Source organism: Streptomyces sp. XY431, from assembly GCF_001279805.1.
Taxonomy (GTDB): domain Bacteria; phylum Actinomycetota; class Actinomycetes; order Streptomycetales; family Streptomycetaceae; genus Kitasatospora; species Kitasatospora purpeofusca.
In genome coordinates, this window is record NZ_LGDO01000031.1 from 1 (window position 1) to 19,113 (window position 19,113).

Here is a 19,113-nt window from a genome sequence, read left to right on the forward strand (position 1 = left end):
CGGCTGGTGGGTGGGGCGGGGGAGTAGGCGGTCGGGGGGCGGGGGAGTAGGCGGTCGGGGGGCGGCGCGTCGGCCGCCCCACCGACCGGCCGGTTCAGCGCGGCTCGGGCGAGGCCGAGAGCGTGGCCGGGTCGGTGTTGGCGCCGCACAGGACGACGCAGACCTTCTCGCCGTCGGCGGGGCGGTAGCCGTAGTCGTCGCTGTCGCGGTCGGTCTTCGGCTCCGTGAGCAGGGCGGCGAGCGCGGTGGCGGCGCCGTGCTCGACCAGGATCCGGCGGTCCTCCCAGAGCTCCCGGCGGGCCCGGACGATGGCCTCGTCCGGCACGAGCACCGAACGCGCGCCCCGGCCGTCCGCGTCCGGCCGGGCGGCGTCCACGGCCAGGGCGGTGGCCCGACGGGCGCCGAGCGAGTCGCCGGCGACCGAGTCGACCGTGACGTCCACCGGCCGGCCCGCCGCGAGGGCGGCGTGCAGCGCCCGGGAGTGCTCCGGCTCGACCGCCACCGCGCGGATCCCGTGCTGCCGGGCGGCCGTGGCCACACCCGCGAACAGCCCGCCGCCGCCGACCGCGACCAGCACGGTGTCCAGGCCGGGCACCCGCGTGTGGATCTCCTCCATCAGGGTGCCCGCGCCCGCCGCGATCAGCGGATGGTCGTAGGCGTGGCTCGCCAGCGCGCCGCTGGTCGCGGCGAAGTCCTCGCAGGCCGCCAACGCCTCGGCGTACTCCGTGCCGACCAGCCGGACGTCCGCCCCGTACGAGCGCAGCCGGGCGACCTTCACCCGCGGCGCGTTGGCCGGCAGGAACACGGTCGCCCGCACCCCCTGCCGGAGCGCCGCCCATGCGCACGCCATCCCGGCGTTGCCGCCGGAGGCGATGGTGACGCCCGCGTCCGGCAGGGTCCTGGCCTCCCGGTGGGCGCGGAGGAAGTTCTGCGCGCCGCGCGCCTTGAACGACCCGGTGTGCTGGAGGTACTCCAGCGCCAGCCACAGCTCGGCACCCTTGGTGCGCCCGGTGCGCCCGGTGCGCCCGGTGCGCCCGGTGCGCCCGGTGCGCCCGGTGTTCCCGGCGGCCTTGGCGTCCCCGAGGCCCTCGGTGGGCGCGACGGCCACCGGCCGGACGTGTCCGGCGATCCGCTCCGCCGCCGCCTTGATGTCGTCGTAGCCGAGCTGGTGTCGCATGGTGCCGCCTCCAGGGATCCGCATTCCGGTACGGCGTACCGTACGCTGTGCCGCATGCCCCGGCAATCCGCCTCCCTCGACCGCGCCACTCCCGAACGCATCGCGGTCGCCGCCCTGTCCATCGTCGACGGCCAGGGCCCGTCCGCCCTCAGCTTCCGGACGCTCGCGGCCCACCTGGACATCTCCGTGGCCTCGCTCCAGCGCCGCTGCACCGACCTGGCGGGCCTGCTCGACCTGGTCACCGACCACCTCGCCGAACGGCTCCCGCAGATCGCGCCCGGCACCGCCTGGGCCGACGCCACCGAGACCCGGTTCACCGCGCTGTACCGGCTGCTGACCGCCCACCCCGGGCTCGTCGCCCTGCGCGGCAGCCGCCCCTGGCTGGGCCGGAACCTGCTGGCCCGGCTGGTGGAACCGCAGCTCGCCGACAGCCTGGCGGCCGGGATGACCGCCGAGGAGGCGATCACCGCGTACCGGCGGATGTACCTGCTCACCCTCGGCAGCGCGAGCTTCGTCGACCACCGCGACCCCGCCGCCACCCGGGCCGCGACCCGCACCGCGCTGGCCGCGCTCGACCCGGACACCTATCCCGTGCTGAGCGGCCGGCTCGCCGAGATCGTGCCCGTCGTGACCGACCACGAGGTGTACTACGGGGCGCTGCGCCAGCTGATCCGGGCGGCTGTGCCCTCGCCGGTTGTGCCCTCGCCGGTCGCGCCCTCGCCGGTCGCGTCCGACGGCTGACCGGTGCCCGGAAGGGCAGTGCTGTTCTTCCCCATGGGCCTTCCCACCACCGGTCCGGGTGCGGAGCGGGCCTGTCCGGTCCGGCCCGCGCAGGCACTCCGCGCGCCGGCTCCCGTCCCGCCGTCGCCGCGCCCGTCCTGCCCGATCTGCGCGCCGGGCTGCCTAACCGCTGCCGGACCTGGGAATATCCTCCCAACCGTACGAGAACGAAGAACCAAGGGTGGGCGACATGATCGGTGTGGTGCTGATCGGCGTACTGGCGCTCGTCGTCGGGGGCTGTGTCTGCGTGGTGTGGGCCGACCGCGGTGGTCCCCGGTGGACGCGCGCCGTGGCGGCGGCCACCGTCGGCGCGGGTCGTGCAGTGCGGAGCTATCAGAAGGCGCAACGCCGCCAGGTCAGCAGCGGCTCCAACGACTCCGGCGGCGACGCGGGGTAGGCACGGATCCGCCGTTCCGAGGTCGTCGGCCTGTGACGTCGCCGGTGCCCCTGCCGATCGGCAGGGGCACTGTTGCGTTCGGCGGGGGCGTCTCGTTGCCTTCTTCGCACAGGAAGTCGGCGCCACTGACTTCCCACTCCGGTACGGCGCTCGGCCGTGACGCCGGTACCGGGGGCTCGTTGCGCCGGGCGTGAAGACGACCCGCGCCCTCGCCCTCCTCGCGACCACGCTGCTCACCACCGCCCTCGCGAGCGCCACCGGCCCCCTCGGCAGCGCCGCCACCACCTCGCCCAGCACCGTGCTCGCGGCGGGGACGAGCCTGCGTCTCACCGTCGCCCACGGTGAGACCCCCTCCAGCGGAACGCCCCGCACCGTCACCCTCGAATGCCCGCCCTACGGCGGCACCGCCACCACCCACCCCGACCCGGTCACCGCCTGCCGCCTGGTCGACTCCGTGAACGGGGACCTCAACCGGCTCGACGTCGACCCGGGTGTCTGCACCGATCTGTACGACCCCTACACCGTCACCGCCTCCGGCACCTACCGGGGCCACCCGCTCTCCTTCCGGCACACCTACGGCAACCACTGCGTCCTGCTCCGCACCACCGGGGCGGTCTTCGACTTCTGATTCCCCGGACCCCGGCCGCCCACGGGCGTCCGAGGTCACTCGAATACCTGTGCGCGAAGCGAGTGATCATTCTGCTTCAATGTCTCGTCCCCGTTGAGGCGTGCGAGATCCCTGCCGTCCGGGACGGGGGTTCGACGAGATGGGGGAAGCATGTTCACGCGACGACGGGGCTCCAGACCCGGCGGGAGGTCAGGCCGCTGGGCGGTGCTCGCCGTAGCGGCCGGTCTGACGCTGTTCCCGGGCCTGGCGACGGCGGCAGCAGCTGCCGGCCCCGCGACGGCACCGGCGACCGCAGCAGCGGCCCCGGCCGCACCGGCCTCACCGGGAGAGACCACGGCCAAGCTGGCCGGCGGTGCGCTGCCCAATCAGCAGGACCTCGCCGGTGCCTTCGTCCCCAGCGGCCCGACCCGCCTGCTGGACACCCGCGACGGCACCGGCACCGGCGGCGACGTCCGGCCCGTCGGCCAGAGCCCGTTGATCCTCGACGTCTCCGACGTGTCCGGGAACCCCTCGGTCAGGCCGACCGCGGTGGTCCTCAACGTCACCGTCACCAACCCGACCGGCGACAGCTACCTGGCGGTCTACGCGCCCGGCGGGGTCCGCCCCACCACCTCCAACCTGAACTTCTCGCCCGGCCAGACCGTGCCCAACCAGGTCACCGTCCCGGTCGGCTCCGACGGCCGGGTGGCCTTCTTCAACCACGTCGGCACCACCGACGTGATCGCCGACCTCGCCGGCTACTTCACCCTCGACAAGGCCGCGTCCACCTTCGTCGCCAACGGCCCGACCCGGCTGCTGGACACCCGTGACGGCACCGGCACCGGCGGCGTGAAGGCCCAGGTGGGCGAGAACGCGAGCATCGGACTGCAGGTCGCGGGCGTCGCTGGCGTTCCCGCCCGGAACGTCACCGCGGTGGTCCTCAACGTCACGGTCACCGCGCCCGCCGCCGAGAGCTTCCTGACGGTCTATCCGAGCGGCAGCGGCGTCCCCTCGGCCTCCAACCTGAACTTCTCGGCCGGTCAGACGGTGCCGAACCTGGTCACGGTGCCGGTCGGTGCGGACGGCAAGGTGGCGTTCTACAACCACGTCGGCTCCACCGACGTCGTCGCCGACGCGAGCCCCGGACCGGCGGCGTGTTCCGGACGCTGGGGACGCCGAAGCGGCTGCTGGACACCCGTGACGGCACCGGCACCGGCGGCGTGAAGGCCCAGGTGGGCGACAACGCCAGCATCGGACTCCAGGTCGCGGGCGTCTCGGAGGTCCCGTCCCGGAGCGTCACCGCCGTCGTCCTGAACGTCACGGTCACCGAGCCGACGGCCGAGAGCTTCGTCTCCGCCTACCCGAGCGGAAGGAACGTTCCCTCGGCCTCGAACCTGAACTTCTCGGCGGGCCAGACGGTGCCGAACCTGGTCACGGTGCCGGTCGGTGCGGACGGCAAGGTGGCGTTCTACAACCACGTCGGCTCCACCGACGTCGTCGCCGACGTCTTCCTTCGGCTACTTCAGCGCGGGCGACCAACTGGGCCTGTCCGCGCTGAGCTTCTCCCAGCCGACCGTCGACGCCTCGACCGGGACGGCTGCGGTCACCCTCACCTGGACCGTGACCGCCTCCGACCCGGAGGCCCGCCAGAACGGCGGCACGATCGTCATCCGTCAGCAGGGCGACGCGCCGGACACCTACGTCGGCCAGAGCCGCGTGGTCTCCTTCCTCCAGGGAAGCAGCGGCTACGGGGCCGACTTCGTCTCCGGCAACGCGGCGAGCGCCACCTACTCGTACCGCTTCGCCGTACCGCGCTACGCGGGCGCCGCCACCGCCAAGTGGACGGTCTCGCTGGTGACGATCCACGAGATCCAGACCCAGCAGCGCCAGGTGCTGGCCGGATCCGCCCTCGGCGGCTTCGGCAACGTGCTCACCGCCACCTCGCAGGTCTCGACGGCGACCCCCGGTCAGCCGTCCCTGTCGCTGAACCTCAACGGGCGTCCGCCCTACGTGTACGCGGGCAACAACGCCTATGTGAGCTACAGCGTCGGCGTCCAGGAGCAGCAGTCGGGCTTCTGGAAGGGCACGCTGCAGTTGACTGGTCCCGGCGGGGCGACGCTCTCCGCGTCCTTCGAGAACTCCACGTACGACGGGCAGCTGAACTACCCCTGCCAGCACGACGTCAACTACCCCACGTGCAGTGCTCTGGTGCTGATCCCGTCCACCGCCCCGGCCGGCGTCTGGACCGTCTCCGCGGCGACGCTCACCAACAACGCGGGCCAGAGCAAGTCCTTCACCGGCCTCAACACCTTGCCGATCACGGTCACGTCGAACGAGACCGTCCGGGCCGACGGGTTCGCTGCGACGCCGGGCGAACTCAACAGCTGGACGGGCCCGGTGGCCTTCAAGGTGTCGATGTATGTGTCGGGCGCGCAGAACGGTGTCCGCTCAATCGAGTTGCGCTGGGCCGGATCGTGCAGCCAGTCGTCGACCTACCCCGGTGGCGGGCCCAACGGGAGCCTGGCGGTGTCGGCCACCCTCGGGCGGTCCGGCAACGGCTCGCCGGCCGGGTGTACCCTCACCGGCGTCGCGATCAAGGACGGCGCCGGAAACCTGGCGCTCTACGGCTCGGACTACTTCGCGCCCGGCACCGGCGTGCAGGTCCGGGGCATTCCGAACACCACGCCCCCGACGGTGACTTCGGCAGCGCTGAACGTCACCAGCATCCCGAGGAGCCAGGCGCCAGGCCGGTCCCTCGTGGTCTACGCGCAGGTGGTCGCCCCCGTCGCGCCGGTCAACGGCTTCCGGAGCTACCTGTACGACAACACGGGCACGGCTGTCGGCCAGGCCTTCGGCGGGACGACTGTCGGTGCCGACGGGCGGGCCATGCTCCAGGCGGCCTACGTCCCGTATGGGATCGCGGTAGGCACCTACACGGTCGGTTTCGAGGTCATCGATGCCAGCTGGCTGAGCACCGGCTACGGCACCCCTGGCGGGCAGCCCGTCCCGGGCGGACCGCTCACGCTGGAGATCACCGAAGGCTGAGTCGTGCTGTCCGTTGCTCGCTGCCCGCTACGACGCGTCGTAGCGGGCAGCGAGCTTTCGGACGGTGGCGGCGATGCGTTCCCGCAGCTCGGCGGGGGCCAGTACCTCGACGTCCGCGCCCAGGCGCAGAAACTCCCCGTGCGCGTGCTCGACCGACTCGATCGGCACCCGGGCCTCCGTCCATTCATCACCACCCGAACGTGTGAGGCCGAGACGCCGCGCGCCCTCCGCCGTCACCCGGACGAGTGCCTCCCCGGTGTGCAGCCGGGCCCGGAAGTCGGCCACGTACGCGCGCCAGTGGGCGGCGAGGTCGAACCCGGCGGGCGGCGTGGTGACGGGTTCCTCCTCCAGGAGGCGCAGGCCGAGGATCTGGTCGACGCGGTACGTCCGCAGCCCGGACGCCCCGCCCGCGACCAGGTACCAGCGCCCGGCCTTCAGCACCAGCCCGTACGGTTCGACCCGCCGCTCGATCTCCTCCGGCGCCCGCCAGCGCCGGTAGCGCAGCAGCACCGCCCGCCGCTCCCACACGGCGGTGGCGACGGCCCCGAGGTGCGGGTGCGGCGCGCGGTCGGCGTCGCCGTACCAGCCGGGCGCGTCGAGCAGGAAGCGCTGCCGGATCCGCCCGGCGTGCTCCCGAAGGGCCGCGGGGAGCGCCGCGTCCAGCTTCAGCCGGGCGGTCGCGAGGGCCTCCCCGAGCCCGAGTTGGGCGGCGGCCTCGGGCAGCGCGGCGAGGAAGGCGGCCTGCGCCTCGTCCCCGGTGAGCCCGGTGAGGCGGGTCCGGTAGCCGTCGAGCAGCCGGTAGCCGCCCGCGTGCCCGGCGTCCCCGTACAGCGGGATCCCGGCGGCGGCGAGGGCGTCGACGTCCCGGTAGACGGTGCGGACGGAGACCTCCAGCTCCTCGGCGAGCTGCCGGGCGGTCATCCGGCCCCGGTTCTGGAGCAGGAGCAGCAGGGTGACGAGTCGGCTCGCGCGCATGGCGTCGAGTATCCGCGACTCGGCACGTTTCCACTGACAGAGGATGTCAGTGGAACGCCCCTAACCTGCGGCGCATGAACGATTTCGATTTCCTGCACGGCTCCTGGGACGTGGCCAACCGCCGTCTCACCGCACCGCTGACCCCCGGCTCCGAGGTGTGGGAGGAGTTCCCGGGGCGGTCGGTGGTCCGGCCGCTGTTCGGGGGCGCCGGCAACATCGACGAGATCACCTTCCCCACCCTCGGCGGCCGCCGGGGCGTGACCCTGCGGCTGTTCGACCAGGAGGCCGGGCAGTGGTCGATCTATTGGTCCAGCAGCCGGACCGGCCGGCTGGACCCGCCCGTGAGCGGCGGCTTCGCCGGGGACCGGGGCGACTTCTACGGCGAGGACACCTACGAGGGGCGGCCGATCCGGGTGCACTTCACCTGGCACCGGCTCGGCCCGGACGAGGCACGCTGGGAACAGGAGTTCTCGCTGGACGGGGGGACGACGTGGGAGCTCAACTGGGTCATGGACTTCACCCGCACCGGACCGGCGGTGGGCGGCCTGTGAGCACGCCGCTCGTTTTGTCGCAGATCGTCGAACTGCGCCGCTACACCCTGCACCCGGGCGCGCGGGACACCCTGATCGAGCTGTTCGAGCGCGAGTTCGTGACCGGGCAGGAGGCGGCCGGGATCGCGGTGGGCGGCAGGTTCCGCGACCTGGACGACCCGGACCGCTTCGTCTGGCTGCGCTCGTTCCCCGACATGGCGAGCCGCCGGCGCTCCCTGGAGGCGTTCTACGGCGGACCAGTGTGGCGGCGGCACCGCGAGGCGGCGAACGCGACCATGCTCGACAGCGACGACGTGTTCCTGCTGCGCGGCCCGGGCTTTGTTCCTACGAATGTGGAAGTGCTCGCCACCGTCTGCCACCCCCCGGACGCGGCCGCTTTCGACGCCTACGCCGCCCGGCATCTGGTGCCGTCCCACGCCGTCCACCGCACCGAGCACGCGCCGAACGACTTCCCAGCCCTCCCCGTCCGCGAGGGCGAGGACGTCCGGGTGTGGTTCAACGGGCCTGCCGAGTCGCCCCCCTGGCCTTCGGAGCGGCTGCGGCTGGCGCGGGTATGAGACAACGGCGTGGGAAGTCGGTGGATCCGACTTCCCACGCCGTCGTGTGTCGCTTCGTCAGACCGTGAAGTTGGGAGCCTGCGTCTCGATCGCCTTGACGAAGGCGGCCCACTCGGCGCGGTCGAACGCGAGGTGCGGGCGGTCGGGGTTCTTGTCGTCGCCGACCCAGACGTCCCCGTTGGGGAAGCGAGCGACGATCACGCAGTCGCCGTTGCCCTCGGCGGAAAAAGGAGACTTGGACCAGCTCGCATCGGCGGGATTGTGGTCGTAGGGGTCGTGCTTGTGGCTCACGTCAGCTCTTCCAACTTGCGTTCGAGGGCGGCGATGGTGTCTTCCGGCGACAACGCGAACTGCTCGACGCGCACGAAGGTCCTCTCGGCTCGCTTGACGTCGCGTCCCGTTCTCCGGGGGAGCATACCGCCGATGGCTTCGACGAAGACGAAGCCGTCGGACTGGTCGTCAGGGAAGTGCATGAGGGTGATTCCCGAGGCCAGGATGCCTGGTCGGCCCGCACTCAGTGGCACCATGTGCAGTGTCACATTGGGGTAGTTGGCGACCTTGATCGCATGCCGGATCTGTTCGGCGAGAACGTTCTGGTCGCCCGCGACGAGGAGTGCGACCTCTCCGAAGTACGCCTTGAAGTCAAGCCTCGGGTCCTCGGTCAGCCTGCGCTGGCGAAGGATGCGAACCTCGGCTCCCGCTTCGACAAGCTCGTCATTGGGTGCGTCGACGCCCGCTGCGATCATCTCGCGGGCGTACCCCTCGGTCTGGAGGAGGCCCGGAAACGCGGACGGGAAGTAGTTCAGTATGCGGGACGCGTCGGCTTCCAGCGCCAGGTACTCGGCGAACGCCGGTGTGATCGTCTCGGCGTAGTCCAGGTCGCGCCACCACTGCTTGGGCGGGCTGTCGCCGAGGAGACTCTCCAGGTCTTCGCGGTCCTGGCCCGTGACTCCGGCGTGGTCGAGCAGCTTGCTGAGATCGGCGCGGCTGAGCGGCTGCTGGGCACGTTCGATTCTGCTCAGCCGACCGGGGCTCCACCCCTTCAGGCCGGCCGTCATGTCGACGAGGGTCCTGTTGTTCTCCAGCCGCCAGGCGCGCAGTTCGTCGCCGAGCCGGATCTGCCTGATCGCCGACAGTTGCTTGCTCAAGTGGCGCCCCTCCCTTCGAGTATGGATGTCCAGTCTCACCAGATCGAGGCCCGGGTCTCAAGTCTGCTTCAAGATCAATTAATTTCTTCGAGCAATGCTGTTGCAGTTTCGATTTTGGATGCCCCACACTCAACGTGACCGATCGGACACGCTCCTGAAGGGGCTCCTCCATGTCCACTCCGGGTATGCCTGCTTTCCGCACCTGGGAGGCTCAACTTGTCGATCACAGCACCTCGGTGCGAACTGCCAGGCGCCAGATCCGTGACCAACTGACCGCCTGGGGGTGGTCGGGCGAACGGGTCGACGACCTCGTCCTCATCGCCTCGGAACTGGTCACCAACGCCGTCGTCCACGCCTGTTCCGGCCACGGCGAAGTCCGGCTCCATCTCCAGGAGTTCGACGGCGACTGCCGGCTCGAAGTCTGGGACCCCCGGCACGACCTCCCGCTCCACCCCCGCGCACCGCGTCGCTTCAGCGAATGCGGGCGGGGCATCGACCTCGTCCGCCAACTCGCCTTCGACTTCGGGGTCGTCACCCGGAAGGGGGCCGGAAAACGGGTGTGGGTCCGGATGTTGCTCGACCCCGCCGCCTCCCCACCACCACCGCTTGCCGGTTGAACTCCCAAGGATCCGACCCCATGCACCCCGCCGCCATCGCCTTTCAGGACCCCGCCCGCCTGCACGCGCGCTGCGAGATCGCGGGCGTCCGCCGCCGCACCCTCCAGCCGGGGTACGAGACCACCGTCGCCGTCCCGGACGAGGTCTGGGAACCGCTCCCGGACGGGCACCCGGAGCGGTTCGCGCCGAGCATCTTCACCCGGGACAGCGGTCTCGTCGAACTCTTCCGCTTGCCGGACACCGTCTTCGACATCCCCACCGCCACCGCCCTGGTCGAGATGCTCGGCGACGCCTTCCCGGTCACCCTCGGTGAGACCGCCGACCGACCCGGCCTCGCCTCGACCCACACCGACCCAGCCACCGGACTCCACCTGGGGCTGCACGTCGACAACCACCAGGCGCTCCCGTACCCGTACCGCGAAACCGCGCGCCGCAGGCTCTGCGTGAACCTCGGGCCGGGCAGCCGGTACCTCCTCCTCGCCGACACCGACATCAAGTCCATCTGCCGAACCGTCCACCACAACTACGAGGCCCACACCCCGACCACGGCCGACCTGCGGATGTACGTCACTCTCCGCCGTCCCGTCCACGTCCTCCGGATCCGCATCGACCCGGGCGAGGGGTGGCTCGCACCGACCGCCGTCCTCCCGTACGACGAGTCGACCGCCGACCTGCCGCTCCCCTCCGTGACCGCCTCCTGGCTCGGTCACTGGGACCGCGGCCTCTTCCCACCTCTGATCTGATCCCCCTCCCTCCCCTTCTGTGTCAGGCTGGAGGGTGCACGACCGAGGTCGGGAGGCTCTCGATGGCCGAGATCAGGGTGAACGGCGTGTCGCTGTACTACGAGACCCGGGGCGCCGGGCCGGGGGTGGTGCTGGTGCACGGCTCCTGGACGGACGCCGACAGCTGGGTGCGGGTACTGCCGGGGCTCGCGGAGGAGACCACCGTCGTCTCCTACGACCGGCGCGGGCACAGCCGCAGCGAGGACCTGCTCACCCAGGGTTCCGTCTACGAGGACGCCGCTGACCTCGCCGGCCTGATCATCGGACTTGGCCTGGCACCCGCCTACGTCTGCGGCGACTCCTACGGCGGCCTGATCGCCCTCCGCCTCGCCGCCGCCCGCCCGGACCTGCTGCGCGGCGTGACCGTCCACGAACCACCCGCGACCGGCACCCTCCTCGCCGACCCGGAGCTCCGCCCCCTCGGCGTCGCCTTCTCCGAACGCATCTCGGCGGTCCGCGAACTCCTCGAACAGGCCGAATCAGCGGCCGCGGCCGAGCTCTACGCCAACACCATCGCCTTCGGCCCGGGTGCCTGGGAACAACTCCCCGCCCCCGTCCGCCACACCTACATCCGCAACGCCCCGACCTACCTCGACGAACTCCGCGACCCGGACGCCCTCGACCTCGACCTCACCGCCCTCAACCGCTTCACCGAACGCGTCCTCCTCACCCAGAGCGACGACAGCGCCCCCATGTACGGCGAAATCCTCGACCTGATCGACCTCTCCCTCCCCAAACCCGAACGCCACGTCTACCCCCACGCCGGCCACACCCCCCACCTCTCCGAACCCGAACGCTGGGTCCGCACCACCCTGCCGCATGCCCTGAACTGACCCGCTCGGCGACCGGCGACCGAAGAGGGGAACCACGGCGTCGCGGCCCGTGTCTACTTCAAGGAGCGCGTCGGAGGTCGGCATCCCCCTGCGCATGGAACTCTCCTCATGAATCCAAATGAAATGGACTGATGAGATCTCGTCGAGGTCGGATCGCCGCCATCGGGTCGCTCCTGATCGTTCTGCTGGGACTGTCGATCTGGAACATTCCCCTCGCCGCACAATGGCGAGCGAGCGAGCGACGTCGGCGAGAGCCTGCTGCTTCAGTCCCCGCCGATGGCGGCGACCTGGGAGCGGAAGGCGGACGAGGACCCCGGCGCGCCCTACATGCGCGGGCTGGACAGGCGCGTGGAGCGCCTGTTCGTGCAGGACAGCGCAGACCCCCTGGCCGGCACCTTCATTCAGACGGTCATGGAGTTCGACTCTCCCACCTGGGCCTGGCTCGTCTTCCGGGACGGCTCCCCGGACAAGCGCTACGCCCGGTACGGGGAGGTCGAACGCATCGATGCTGACGGCGGCTCGGGAGCGGAGGAGCAGCGGACCTTCTGCGCCCACTTCGGCGGGGGCGAGTACAACCGCTGGTACGCATGGCTCCGGTTCGGCCAATACCTGGTCGAGGTCGAAGTCATCGCCACCATGCCGGCTGAGACTTCGACCGGAATGCTGAAAGCCGCCATCGCGGAGATAGCCGAGGCCGCCCGTCGAATCTGACCCGGGGTGTCAAGAACAGGCATCCCGGAGGGGACGGCGCCAAAAGGATCGATGTCCCTTCCCCGGACCGAGAGCCGGGGAAGGGACACCTGTAGGGCGCGGCGCCGGGCACCGGTCACGAGAGGTGACGGATGGTCAAGGCGCCACCGGGCAGAGGTCAGCCGGCGGCGCGCTGGGCGGCGTAGCGCTCGGCGGCGTCCGCGAGCCCGCGCACGCGCCAGTCGTCCTCACCACCGTGGTGGTCGGCGATGGCCCTCCGGGCGGCGCCCGGCCCCACGGTCAGGTGCACCTCGAACTCACCCCGCAGGCCGGGCAGGTCCGACGGGTCGTTACGGCGCTGGTCAGGACAGGTGGCGAGCATGGGCAGAATGCTGGCAGTCCCCTGTGACAACACCCCCGCCGGGGCCTGGCGAGAGCCAGACCCGCCGGACCCGGGCCGGCCCGCTCGACCCCGTCGCGCGCGTGCACACCCCCGCGCACGGACGGACGGAAAGGCCCGCAAAGGTCCCGGAAGGTGCTCCCGAGTGACGAGGGTCACCTGTGGGGCGGTGCGGCGGGGCGAGGCGGTCCCGGGCCCGGCAGGACTGGACGGGGGCCGCGGCGGCACGGGCGGAGGGCCCGTCCACTTCGGGACCTTGGTCACGAATTCGCCCGACCTTCGGCCCGGTGGCGCCCCCTCCCTGCGCGGGCAACCGTGGACGGTCGCCTGCTCACACCGGGCGACGGCACCACCCGCCGGGCGGTGCCGATCCCTGCCGTCTACCCGGCGCACACCGTGCGGGAGTACATCGTGCGCTCCGGAGGACCCGAAGACCCATGTCCAGCACCATCGACAACGCCCCGTATACCGCCTTCCACCGCAGACTGGCCCTGGCCTGCTCCGGTGGGCCGCTGCTCGACGGCTACATCCTGAGCATCGTCGGCGTCGCCCTCATCGGGATGCGCCCCGAACTCGGCCTCTCCACCGCCGAGGTCAGCCTGATCGGCGCCGCCGCGCTGGTCGGCATGTTCGTCGGAGGCGCGCTCTTCGGCGTGCTGACCGACCGCATCGGCCGGGAGGTGATGTACACCGCCGACCTGCTCGTCATGGTCGCCTGCTCGGTGCTCTCCTTCTGGGTGGACACGGTGTGGGCGATCGCCCTGCTGCGCTTCGTCCTCGGCATGGCCGTGGCCGCCGACTACCCCATCGCGACCTCGCTGCTCGCCGAGTGGCTGCCGGCCAAGCACCGCGGGCGGCTGCTCGGTCAGCAGATCGTCGCCTGGTACGCCGGCTCCGTCCTCGCCTACGTGACGGGCTACGCCTTCCTGCGCCTGGCCGGCCCCGGCAGCTGGCGCTGGATGCTGGCCAGCTCCACCGTGCTGTGCGTCGTCTTCCTGGTGATCCGCCGCGGCTCGCCGGAGTCCCCGCGCTGGCTGGCCGCCAACGGGCGGGTCGGTGACGCCGTGCGCGTGGTCGAGAAGCACCTCGGCGTGCGGGTCGACGGCCGGGAGCTGATGCCCGACCCCGAGCAGGCCGCCGGGCCCGGCGGGCTGCGCCTGCTGATGACCCCGCCCTACCGGCGCCGCACCCTGTTCTGCGGCCTGTTCTTCCTCTGCCAGGTCGGCCCGCTCTTCGCGATGCTCACCTTCGGCCCGCAGATCCTCTCGTCCTTCGGCATGCCGGGCGGCACAGTGATGGACACCCTGGGTACCGGCCTGATCAGCCTGGTCTTCCTGCTCGGCTGCTACCCGGCGCTGCGCCTGATCGACACCCGGGGCCGACGGCCGGTGATCATCTGGTCGTTCGCCCTGATGACCGTCCCGCTCGCTCTGCTCGGCGTGTGGCCCGGCGCCCCCGCCGCCGTCGCGCTGACCGCGCTGTGCGCCTACGCCTTCCTGTGCGGCGGACCGAACGTGCTCGACTGGACCTACCCCAACGAGCTGTTCCCCACCGAGATCCGGGCCACCGCCGTCGGCGTCGCCACCTCGGTGAGCCGGATCGGCGCGGCCGTCGGCACCTACCTGCTGCCGCTGTCCCTGACCGGGCTCGGCACCGGGCCGACGATGCTGATCGCGGCCGGGACGACGGCCCTCGGTCTGCTGGTGTGCGTGCTGTGGGCCGAGGAGACCCGCGGCACCGCCCTGGGCGCGGCCCCGGCCGCAACCGAGCCGGCGGCCGCCGCCGGGGCGACGGGTGCGCGGAAGGGCGTCCCGACGCAGCGCGTGGCGCAGTCCGTGCGCTGACGTCCGGGCCCTCGGGCGGGGCCCTCGCCTAGGGCCTTTCTTTCGGATCAGCGGGCGGACCAGATGAAGATGCCCGCGATGTGGAGTCCGGCCTGGAAGACGACGGCGGTCTTCTCGTAGCGGGTGGCCAGGCCGCGCCAGTTCTTCAGGCGGTTGATGCAGCGCTCGACGGTGTTGCGCTGCTTGTAGGCCTCGCGGTCGAAGGCCGGCGGGCGGCCTCCGAGTCGGCCCCTGCGCTTGCGATTGGCGATCTGGTCCGAGGGCTGCGGAATCACCGCCCGGATGCTCCGTCGGCGCAGGTGCTCGCGGATGGCCCTTGACGAGTAGGCCCGGTCCCCCAGGACCACGACGGGTCGGGTGCGTGGCCGACCGATCGCCCTGGGCACGCGCAGGGCGGCCATGACGTGCTCGAACGCGGGCGCGTCACCTGCCTGGCCGGGCGTGAGGTGGAAACACAGCGGGCGGCAGCGGCCGTCCGCTGCAAGGTGGATCTTCGTGGTCAGCCCGCCGCGGGAACGTCCGACGGCGTGGTGGGCGGGTTCGTCGGCCGGGGCCCCTTTTGACGGGCCCCGGCCGCGTTCTGGTGCGCGCGCACAATGGTGGAATCGACCGAGACGACCCAGTCCAGGTCGCCCTCCGCGTCGGCCTGGGCGAGCAGGGCGGTGAAGACCCGTTGCCAGGTCCCGTCGATCGCCCAGTTCCGGAGCCGGGTGTAGACGCCCTTCCAGGAGCCGTACTCGGTGGGCAGGTGCACCCACTGCGAGCCGGTCTGGAACTTCCAGGCGATCACGTCGATCACCTCGCGGTGATCACGCCACCGCCCTCCCCGCTTCGGCATCCGGTCCGGCAACAACGGCTCTATCCGCGCCCACTGCGCGTCAGTCAACGGCACGACCAGACCAACGATCCGATGATCGGAAAGAAACGCCCTAGAGGTGAGGGCCCTCGTCCGCCGACGTGCGGTTCCCAGGGACGCTGTCCGGGCTGCCGTCACTCATGTCCGAGTGACGGCAGCCCGGAGGGAATCAGGCGCATGAACTCACCCTGGCCGGCTGACACGACAACATCCGCCGGCACGTCAGTCAGGCATGCGCAACCGAATGGGCCGACCGTCCTCCGAGGGGCGTCCGGAACCGAAGTCGGTCGCCGACAGCTGGAGGGACGGAGTGGGCTGGAACAAGGGAACCACCACGACGCGCTCGACGTACGAACAGACCCACTCGTCCTGGTTCCCCGGGTTGGTTCCCTCGCCATGCGGATGCTCTGCAGTCCCCGGGAACCCCTCTCCTGCGGCACCGGGACATCACACCTGAGTTCGACACCGGTGCGCCCGGCCCGCTCCCGGACCTCACCCCCCAGGTCGCGAACCCGCCGCGAGGATCTCGCGTGCCCTGGCCCACGCACCGTCCTGGGGCGCGTGGAAGGCCTGGAGCTGTATCCCCGTCGCTCCCTGGAGGACGACAGCTTCCAACAGATCCGAGGACCCTTTGCCCTCGTTCAGCTGGATCTTGAGGCCCGGCTCTCGGGGGATCCTGAGACCACCGCCGGCAAGACGCTCGCAGACCACCGCGCCGAACGCCGGGCCTGGGTCCTCGACGTCCTCGGCGACACCGCCGCCCGCACCGAACCCCACCGCTACCTCTGGGAACCGGTCCGGCCCGGCGACCCCGACATGGCGCCCTTCGCCACCCGCCTCCTGCGCGCCGTCGCCGAACGGGTCCGCTGGCGCGCCGCCCTCGACCAGGCCCTCGAACGCGCAGGAGGCGAGCGGTGTCCGACGACGACCTGATGACCGTCCCCGAGGTCATGGCCCGGCTGCGGCTCGGCCGCTCGGCGGTCTACGACCTGATCCGCACCAACCGGCTGCGTTCAATCACCATCGGCCGGGCCCGCCGCATTCCGTACGGCTCGTACCGCTCGTTCGTGGCCTCCCGACTGGAGGAGGCGGCCTGATGGCAGCCGAGAAGAAGAACCGTGCCAACGGCGAAGGAACCGTCTTCCAACGCAAGGACGGCCGGTGGGAGGCTGCGGCCTACGTCCTCGCCGCAAACGGCAACCGACAGCGGCTCCACGTCTACGGCAGGACCCGCCAACAGGCCATGGACAAGCTCACCGATGCCAAAGCCACCAGCAACCGCGGCGTCCCCGTCGTCCACGCCCAAGGCACCGTCGCCAACTGGATCACCTACTGGCTCGACACCGTTGCGGTGCACCGCGTGCGCGAGACCACGCACACCCGCTACGCCGCCGTCGCCCGCCTCTACATCATCCCCGGCCTCGGTGCGAAGAAGCTCTCCAAGCTCACCGCCAAGGACATCCGCACCTGGCTCGACGGCCTACGCACCCGCTGCCAGTGCTGCGCCCGCCGCACCGACCACCAGCGGCCCGCGGCGAAACAACGATGCTGCGCCGTGGGTGACTGCTGCCGGCAGGTGTTGAGCGCGCTCACGCACACCTACATCCACACCGTGCTCAAAACGGCCCTGGAACACGCCGTCCAGGAAGAGGAGATCCCTCGCAACGTCGCCCGAAACGTCCGGCTCGGCACACCCCGGCCACGACGATTCGAGCCCCTGACCGTCGAAGAGGCCCGCCGCCTGATCGACACCACCCGCGACCACCCGCTCCACCCCGTGGTGCACCTCGCCCTCCACACCGGCCTCCGGCGGGGCGAACTCCTCGGCCTCACCTGGGCGGACCTCGACCTCAACGCTGGCACCGCCGTGATCCGACGCTCACTCCAACGGACGAGTGACAACGGGCTGGTGCTGTTCCCGACCAAGACCAAAGCTTCCGAACGTCGCATTGCTATGCCCGTCGCCTGTGTTGAAGCCCTCCGTGACCACTGCGTCCGTCAGCAAGCTGAGCACGATGCCGCCGGACTTCGTTGGAACCCCCGCGGTTACATCTTCACCGCGCCCAGCAGCGCACTCCCGGTCGAACCCAGCACCCTCAACCGCCGCTTCGCCACGCTGTTGCATCAAGCCGGCCTCCGCCGAATCCGCTTCCATGACCTCCGACACACCACCGCCACCCTCCTCCTGGACCAGGGCGTCGAACTCGTCGTCATCAAAGAACTCCTCGGCCACGCCCACATCGGCGTCACCGCCACCGTCTACACCCACGTCAGACTCCGTATCCAACGCAACGCCATCGACCTTCTCGGCCAGACCCTCCGCAACCCCGACACTGGGCCTGCTGACCGCAGCGACGGCGACGACCTACCGGGAAATGGGATCTTGCTCCCCGTCAGGTGACGTCAACTGGTGACGTCAAACGACCAAGCGGCCCCGCCCAGAAGATCAGGCGATATCAAACTATTTGATAAGCCTAGCTCGCCCATGGGGCCAATTGTACTTGGCAGTTGATTGCTCCATAAATGGAAATATTGACTGGGGTTCGACGATTTTCTCTCGGGATAATGGGGCGATGCAAGGATTAATATCGCTGGTATTATTGCGGGTTTCGCATTGGGCTATGGAGAGGCCCCGCCGGAAGCTATTCCGGCGGGGCCCAATGATGGCCGTTTAGGTTCGTCCGAGCTTATTAGTGATATCCGGGCTGCCAGTTCATGGATTCCAGCGCATCCAGGTTCCCCTGCGCCAGCAGGGTCATCACGCGGGCCATTTCAGGTCGCGGAACGTCAGGCATATGGCGGGGTGTAAAATCGCTAGAATCAAGATTTTCGAAGACCAGAGATCCTCCCTGGAAGGCTGAAACTGACCACGCGCTCTCGTCGTCACATACGGAAACATCTGGGTGTTCATCGTCGCGGGGGCCGTCAAGCTCTTCGAGGAGGCGAGGGATCATCGACTCGTTCCCCTCTTCCATTTCTCCGCCCCTGTGCGTGATGGTGAAGGACATTCTCTCCTCGTTTCAGTTCGGCGGGGCGCCATTGGGGATCGCCCACTCGGCGTATCCTCCTGCTCCGCCAGGATGGAGCAAACCCTGCCACACGGAGCCGGGTCGATGCTGAGGCTCAGGCACCAGTCTCATCACGCCTGGAACGCCGCCGCTATTGCTCGTGGGTTCGTGCTGCCATGTCCATCCGGACGGAGTCTTGCGTCCCCCTCGTGATGATACGGCGGCTCCCACTCCTGGAATCAAGGACTCCATGTCCGCGGCAAATGCCGGATCGGACTTCAATGAAGCGTCCAGGGCCGCATTCGCTCGCCGGAAATGTGTGCCCCGTGAGCGCCCGAAGTCTGCCGTATCCAAGACCATCTCAAATGCTGATGAATAGGCATTCGGGCCAGCGGAGCACTTGCACTTGTCGCCAGCAGCATTAACGCCGCTGGGGCAGTTGTGTACCAGGACCGGCGTGGCCTCCGCGAGCACATAGTACGTGTGACGGGCGGCCCTGGACGGCCTACGTTTTTCGCAGGTGAGATCGAATCTGCCTGTGCGCGGAGGTGCGAGGAATCCTGTTGCTGTTCGGGCTCGTTATCAATGAACTCCTCGACTACGCCTACGTCCGCCTCCGCCTCCAGTGCGACGCTATCGACATCCTCAGCCGCTCCCTCGACCATCCCTGGCATGCGTGACGGCAACGGCGGCGGACACCAAGTGTTCGCCGCCGTTGCCGTCAACTACTGCCGTTGACCCGACCAGAAGCCCCGCTGGACGATGCTCTATGTGGCCGAGATTTGCTAACGAGAATCAGGTCTCGGCCAAGGATCAAGTCCCGGATCGGAGTGCAGGCAGATCATT

22 protein-coding genes are annotated in these 19,113 nt (G+C 70.4%); 14 read left to right on the forward strand and 8 right to left on the reverse strand.

Annotated features, from left to right (window positions below; all coding sequences use genetic code 11):
* Positions 1-94: 94 nt before the first annotated feature.
* The gene (locus tag ADK60_RS05315) at positions 95-1,177 is read right to left on the reverse strand and encodes a threonine/serine dehydratase (protein ID WP_053643637.1); all 1,083 of its coding nucleotides are present in this window, start codon (positions 1,175-1,177) and stop codon (positions 95-97) included.
* Positions 1,178-1,231: 54 nt separating this feature from the next.
* Here ADK60_RS05315 and ADK60_RS05320 point away from each other — a divergent pair, with 54 nt between their 5' ends.
* The 5 genes from ADK60_RS05320 to ADK60_RS05340 all read left to right on the forward strand — a co-directional run bounded on the left by ADK60_RS05320 (position 1,232) and on the right by ADK60_RS05340 (position 6,006).
* Positions 1,232-1,918, forward strand: coding sequence for a TetR/AcrR family transcriptional regulator (locus ADK60_RS05320; protein ID WP_053643639.1), 687 nt, complete (start codon positions 1,232-1,234; stop codon positions 1,916-1,918).
* A gap of 229 nt (positions 1,919-2,147) precedes the next feature.
* Positions 2,148-2,354, forward strand: coding sequence for a hypothetical protein (locus tag ADK60_RS05325; protein ID WP_053643678.1), 207 nt, complete (start codon positions 2,148-2,150; stop codon positions 2,352-2,354).
* A 190-nt stretch (positions 2,355-2,544) separates the two neighbouring features.
* Entirely contained in the window at positions 2,545-2,982 is a 438-nt protein-coding gene (locus tag ADK60_RS05330) for an SSI family serine proteinase inhibitor (protein ID WP_053643641.1), read from the forward strand.
* A 150-nt stretch (positions 2,983-3,132) separates the two neighbouring features.
* On the forward strand, positions 3,133-4,185 hold the full coding sequence (locus ADK60_RS05335; RefSeq protein WP_159400307.1) for a hypothetical protein: 1,053 nt from the start codon (positions 3,133-3,135) through the stop codon (positions 4,183-4,185).
* A gap of 222 nt (positions 4,186-4,407) precedes the next feature.
* Complete coding sequence (locus ADK60_RS05340) at positions 4,408-6,006, forward strand: hypothetical protein (protein ID WP_159400308.1); 1,599 nt, start codon at positions 4,408-4,410, stop codon at positions 6,004-6,006.
* A gap of 27 nt (positions 6,007-6,033) precedes the next feature.
* Here ADK60_RS05340 and ADK60_RS05345 read toward each other — a convergent pair whose 3' ends face one another.
* Positions 6,034-6,981 carry a helix-turn-helix transcriptional regulator gene (locus tag ADK60_RS05345; RefSeq protein WP_053643647.1) on the reverse strand — a complete coding sequence of 316 codons (948 nt, stop codon included), beginning with the start codon at positions 6,979-6,981 and terminating at the stop codon, positions 6,034-6,036.
* 74 nt (positions 6,982-7,055) lie between these two features.
* Between ADK60_RS05345 and ADK60_RS05350 the strand changes: the two genes are divergently transcribed.
* Entirely contained in the window at positions 7,056-7,532 is a 477-nt protein-coding gene (locus ADK60_RS05350) for a hypothetical protein (protein WP_053643649.1), read from the forward strand.
* Complete coding sequence (locus tag ADK60_RS05355) at positions 7,529-8,089, forward strand: NIPSNAP family protein (RefSeq protein ID WP_079008071.1); 561 nt, start codon at positions 7,529-7,531, stop codon at positions 8,087-8,089. Before ADK60_RS05350 ends, ADK60_RS05355 begins: the two co-directional genes overlap by 4 nt.
* A gap of 57 nt (positions 8,090-8,146) precedes the next feature.
* Here the strand turns inward: ADK60_RS05355 and ADK60_RS05360 are convergent, their stop codons facing one another.
* The gene (locus tag ADK60_RS05360) at positions 8,147-8,380 is read right to left on the reverse strand and encodes a DUF397 domain-containing protein (protein ID WP_053643652.1); all 234 of its coding nucleotides are present in this window, start codon (positions 8,378-8,380) and stop codon (positions 8,147-8,149) included.
* Complete coding sequence (locus tag ADK60_RS05365) at positions 8,377-9,237, reverse strand: helix-turn-helix domain-containing protein (RefSeq protein ID WP_053643654.1); 861 nt, start codon at positions 9,235-9,237, stop codon at positions 8,377-8,379. Before ADK60_RS05365 ends, ADK60_RS05360 begins: the two co-directional genes overlap by 4 nt.
* 236 nt (positions 9,238-9,473) lie before the next feature.
* Here ADK60_RS05365 and ADK60_RS05370 point away from each other — a divergent pair, with 236 nt between their 5' ends.
* The 4 genes from ADK60_RS05370 (at position 9,474) to ADK60_RS05385 (ending at position 12,180) form a co-directional block, all read left to right on the forward strand.
* On the forward strand, positions 9,474-9,854 hold the full coding sequence (locus ADK60_RS05370; protein WP_159400309.1) for an ATP-binding protein: 381 nt from the start codon (positions 9,474-9,476) through the stop codon (positions 9,852-9,854).
* Between the two features lie 20 nt (positions 9,855-9,874).
* Positions 9,875-10,597 (forward strand): hypothetical protein, encoded by a 723-nt coding sequence (locus ADK60_RS05375; protein ID WP_053643658.1) that lies wholly within the window; start codon positions 9,875-9,877, stop codon positions 10,595-10,597.
* Between the two features lie 62 nt (positions 10,598-10,659).
* Positions 10,660-11,469 carry an alpha/beta fold hydrolase gene (locus tag ADK60_RS05380; RefSeq protein ID WP_053643660.1) on the forward strand — a complete coding sequence of 270 codons (810 nt, stop codon included), beginning with the start codon at positions 10,660-10,662 and terminating at the stop codon, positions 11,467-11,469.
* A 276-nt stretch (positions 11,470-11,745) separates the two neighbouring features.
* Positions 11,746-12,180, forward strand: a complete 435-nt coding sequence (locus ADK60_RS05385; protein WP_053643662.1) for a hypothetical protein — start codon at positions 11,746-11,748, stop codon at positions 12,178-12,180.
* 157 nt (positions 12,181-12,337) lie between these two features.
* On the opposite strand, the gene ADK60_RS05390 is transcribed toward ADK60_RS05385, so the two are convergent.
* Positions 12,338-12,541, reverse strand: a complete 204-nt coding sequence (locus ADK60_RS05390; protein WP_053643664.1) for a hypothetical protein — start codon at positions 12,539-12,541, stop codon at positions 12,338-12,340.
* Between the two features lie 455 nt (positions 12,542-12,996).
* Between ADK60_RS05390 and ADK60_RS05395 the strand changes: the two genes are divergently transcribed.
* Positions 12,997-14,403 (forward strand): MFS transporter, encoded by a 1,407-nt coding sequence (locus ADK60_RS05395; RefSeq protein ID WP_053643666.1) that lies wholly within the window; start codon positions 12,997-12,999, stop codon positions 14,401-14,403.
* A gap of 47 nt (positions 14,404-14,450) precedes the next feature.
* Here ADK60_RS05395 and ADK60_RS41515 read toward each other — a convergent pair.
* Together ADK60_RS41515 and ADK60_RS48315 are read right to left on the reverse strand one after the other, a co-directional pair.
* A protein-coding gene (locus ADK60_RS41515; RefSeq protein WP_502687396.1) for an IS5 family transposase occupies positions 14,451-15,301 on the reverse strand; the annotation gives its coding sequence in 2 pieces (ribosomal slippage) (positions 14,451-14,965 and positions 14,965-15,301; 852 coding nt in all).
* A 450-nt stretch (positions 15,302-15,751) separates the two neighbouring features.
* Entirely contained in the window at positions 15,752-16,036 is a 285-nt protein-coding gene (locus ADK60_RS48315) for a DUF3710 domain-containing protein (RefSeq protein ID WP_159400310.1), read from the reverse strand.
* Between the two features lie 155 nt (positions 16,037-16,191).
* On the opposite strand from ADK60_RS48315, the gene ADK60_RS05415 reads away from it, so the two are divergent.
* A complete protein-coding gene (locus ADK60_RS05415) occupies positions 16,192-16,356 on the forward strand; it encodes a helix-turn-helix domain-containing protein (RefSeq protein WP_078896235.1) in 165 nt (54 codons plus the stop codon).
* On the forward strand, positions 16,356-17,660 hold the full coding sequence (locus ADK60_RS05420; RefSeq protein WP_053643672.1) for a tyrosine-type recombinase/integrase: 1,305 nt from the start codon (positions 16,356-16,358) through the stop codon (positions 17,658-17,660). The genes ADK60_RS05415 and ADK60_RS05420 overlap by 1 nt, the downstream gene beginning before the upstream one ends.
* A gap of 289 nt (positions 17,661-17,949) precedes the next feature.
* On the opposite strand, the gene ADK60_RS44510 is transcribed toward ADK60_RS05420, so the two are convergent.
* A complete protein-coding gene (locus ADK60_RS44510; protein WP_159400311.1) occupies positions 17,950-18,267 on the reverse strand; it encodes a hypothetical protein in 318 nt (105 codons plus the stop codon).
* Between the last annotated feature and the right edge of the window lie 846 nt (positions 18,268-19,113).

What these genes read in the sequence shown, in the direction of transcription:
- ADK60_RS05345 (WP_053643647.1), bottom strand. Translation starts at nt 6,981, where the DNA reads ATGCGCGCGAGCCGACTCGTCACCCTGCTGCTCCTGCTCCAGAACCGG.
- ADK60_RS05350 (WP_053643649.1), top strand. Translation starts at nt 7,056, where the DNA reads ATGAACGATTTCGATTTCCTGCACGGCTCCTGGGACGTGGCCAACCGC.
- ADK60_RS05415 (WP_078896235.1), top strand. Translation starts at nt 16,192, where the DNA reads ATGACCGTCCCCGAGGTCATGGCCCGGCTGCGGCTCGGCCGCTCGGCG.
- ADK60_RS05385 (WP_053643662.1), top strand. Translation starts at nt 11,746, where the DNA reads ATGGCGGCGACCTGGGAGCGGAAGGCGGACGAGGACCCCGGCGCGCCC.
- ADK60_RS05375 (WP_053643658.1), top strand. Translation starts at nt 9,875, where the DNA reads ATGCACCCCGCCGCCATCGCCTTTCAGGACCCCGCCCGCCTGCACGCG.
- ADK60_RS05395 (WP_053643666.1), top strand. Translation starts at nt 12,997, where the DNA reads ATGTCCAGCACCATCGACAACGCCCCGTATACCGCCTTCCACCGCAGA.
- ADK60_RS05380 (WP_053643660.1), top strand. Translation starts at nt 10,660, where the DNA reads ATGGCCGAGATCAGGGTGAACGGCGTGTCGCTGTACTACGAGACCCGG.
- ADK60_RS05320 (WP_053643639.1), top strand. Translation starts at nt 1,232, where the DNA reads ATGCCCCGGCAATCCGCCTCCCTCGACCGCGCCACTCCCGAACGCATC.
- ADK60_RS05335 (WP_159400307.1), top strand. Translation starts at nt 3,133, where the DNA reads ATGTTCACGCGACGACGGGGCTCCAGACCCGGCGGGAGGTCAGGCCGC.
- ADK60_RS05390 (WP_053643664.1), bottom strand. Translation starts at nt 12,541, where the DNA reads ATGCTCGCCACCTGTCCTGACCAGCGCCGTAACGACCCGTCGGACCTG.
- ADK60_RS44510 (WP_159400311.1), bottom strand. Translation starts at nt 18,267, where the DNA reads ATGTCCTTCACCATCACGCACAGGGGCGGAGAAATGGAAGAGGGGAAC.
- ADK60_RS05420 (WP_053643672.1), top strand. Translation starts at nt 16,356, where the DNA reads ATGGCAGCCGAGAAGAAGAACCGTGCCAACGGCGAAGGAACCGTCTTC.
- ADK60_RS05315 (WP_053643637.1), bottom strand. Translation starts at nt 1,177, where the DNA reads ATGCGACACCAGCTCGGCTACGACGACATCAAGGCGGCGGCGGAGCGG.
- ADK60_RS05325 (WP_053643678.1), top strand. Translation starts at nt 2,148, where the DNA reads ATGATCGGTGTGGTGCTGATCGGCGTACTGGCGCTCGTCGTCGGGGGC.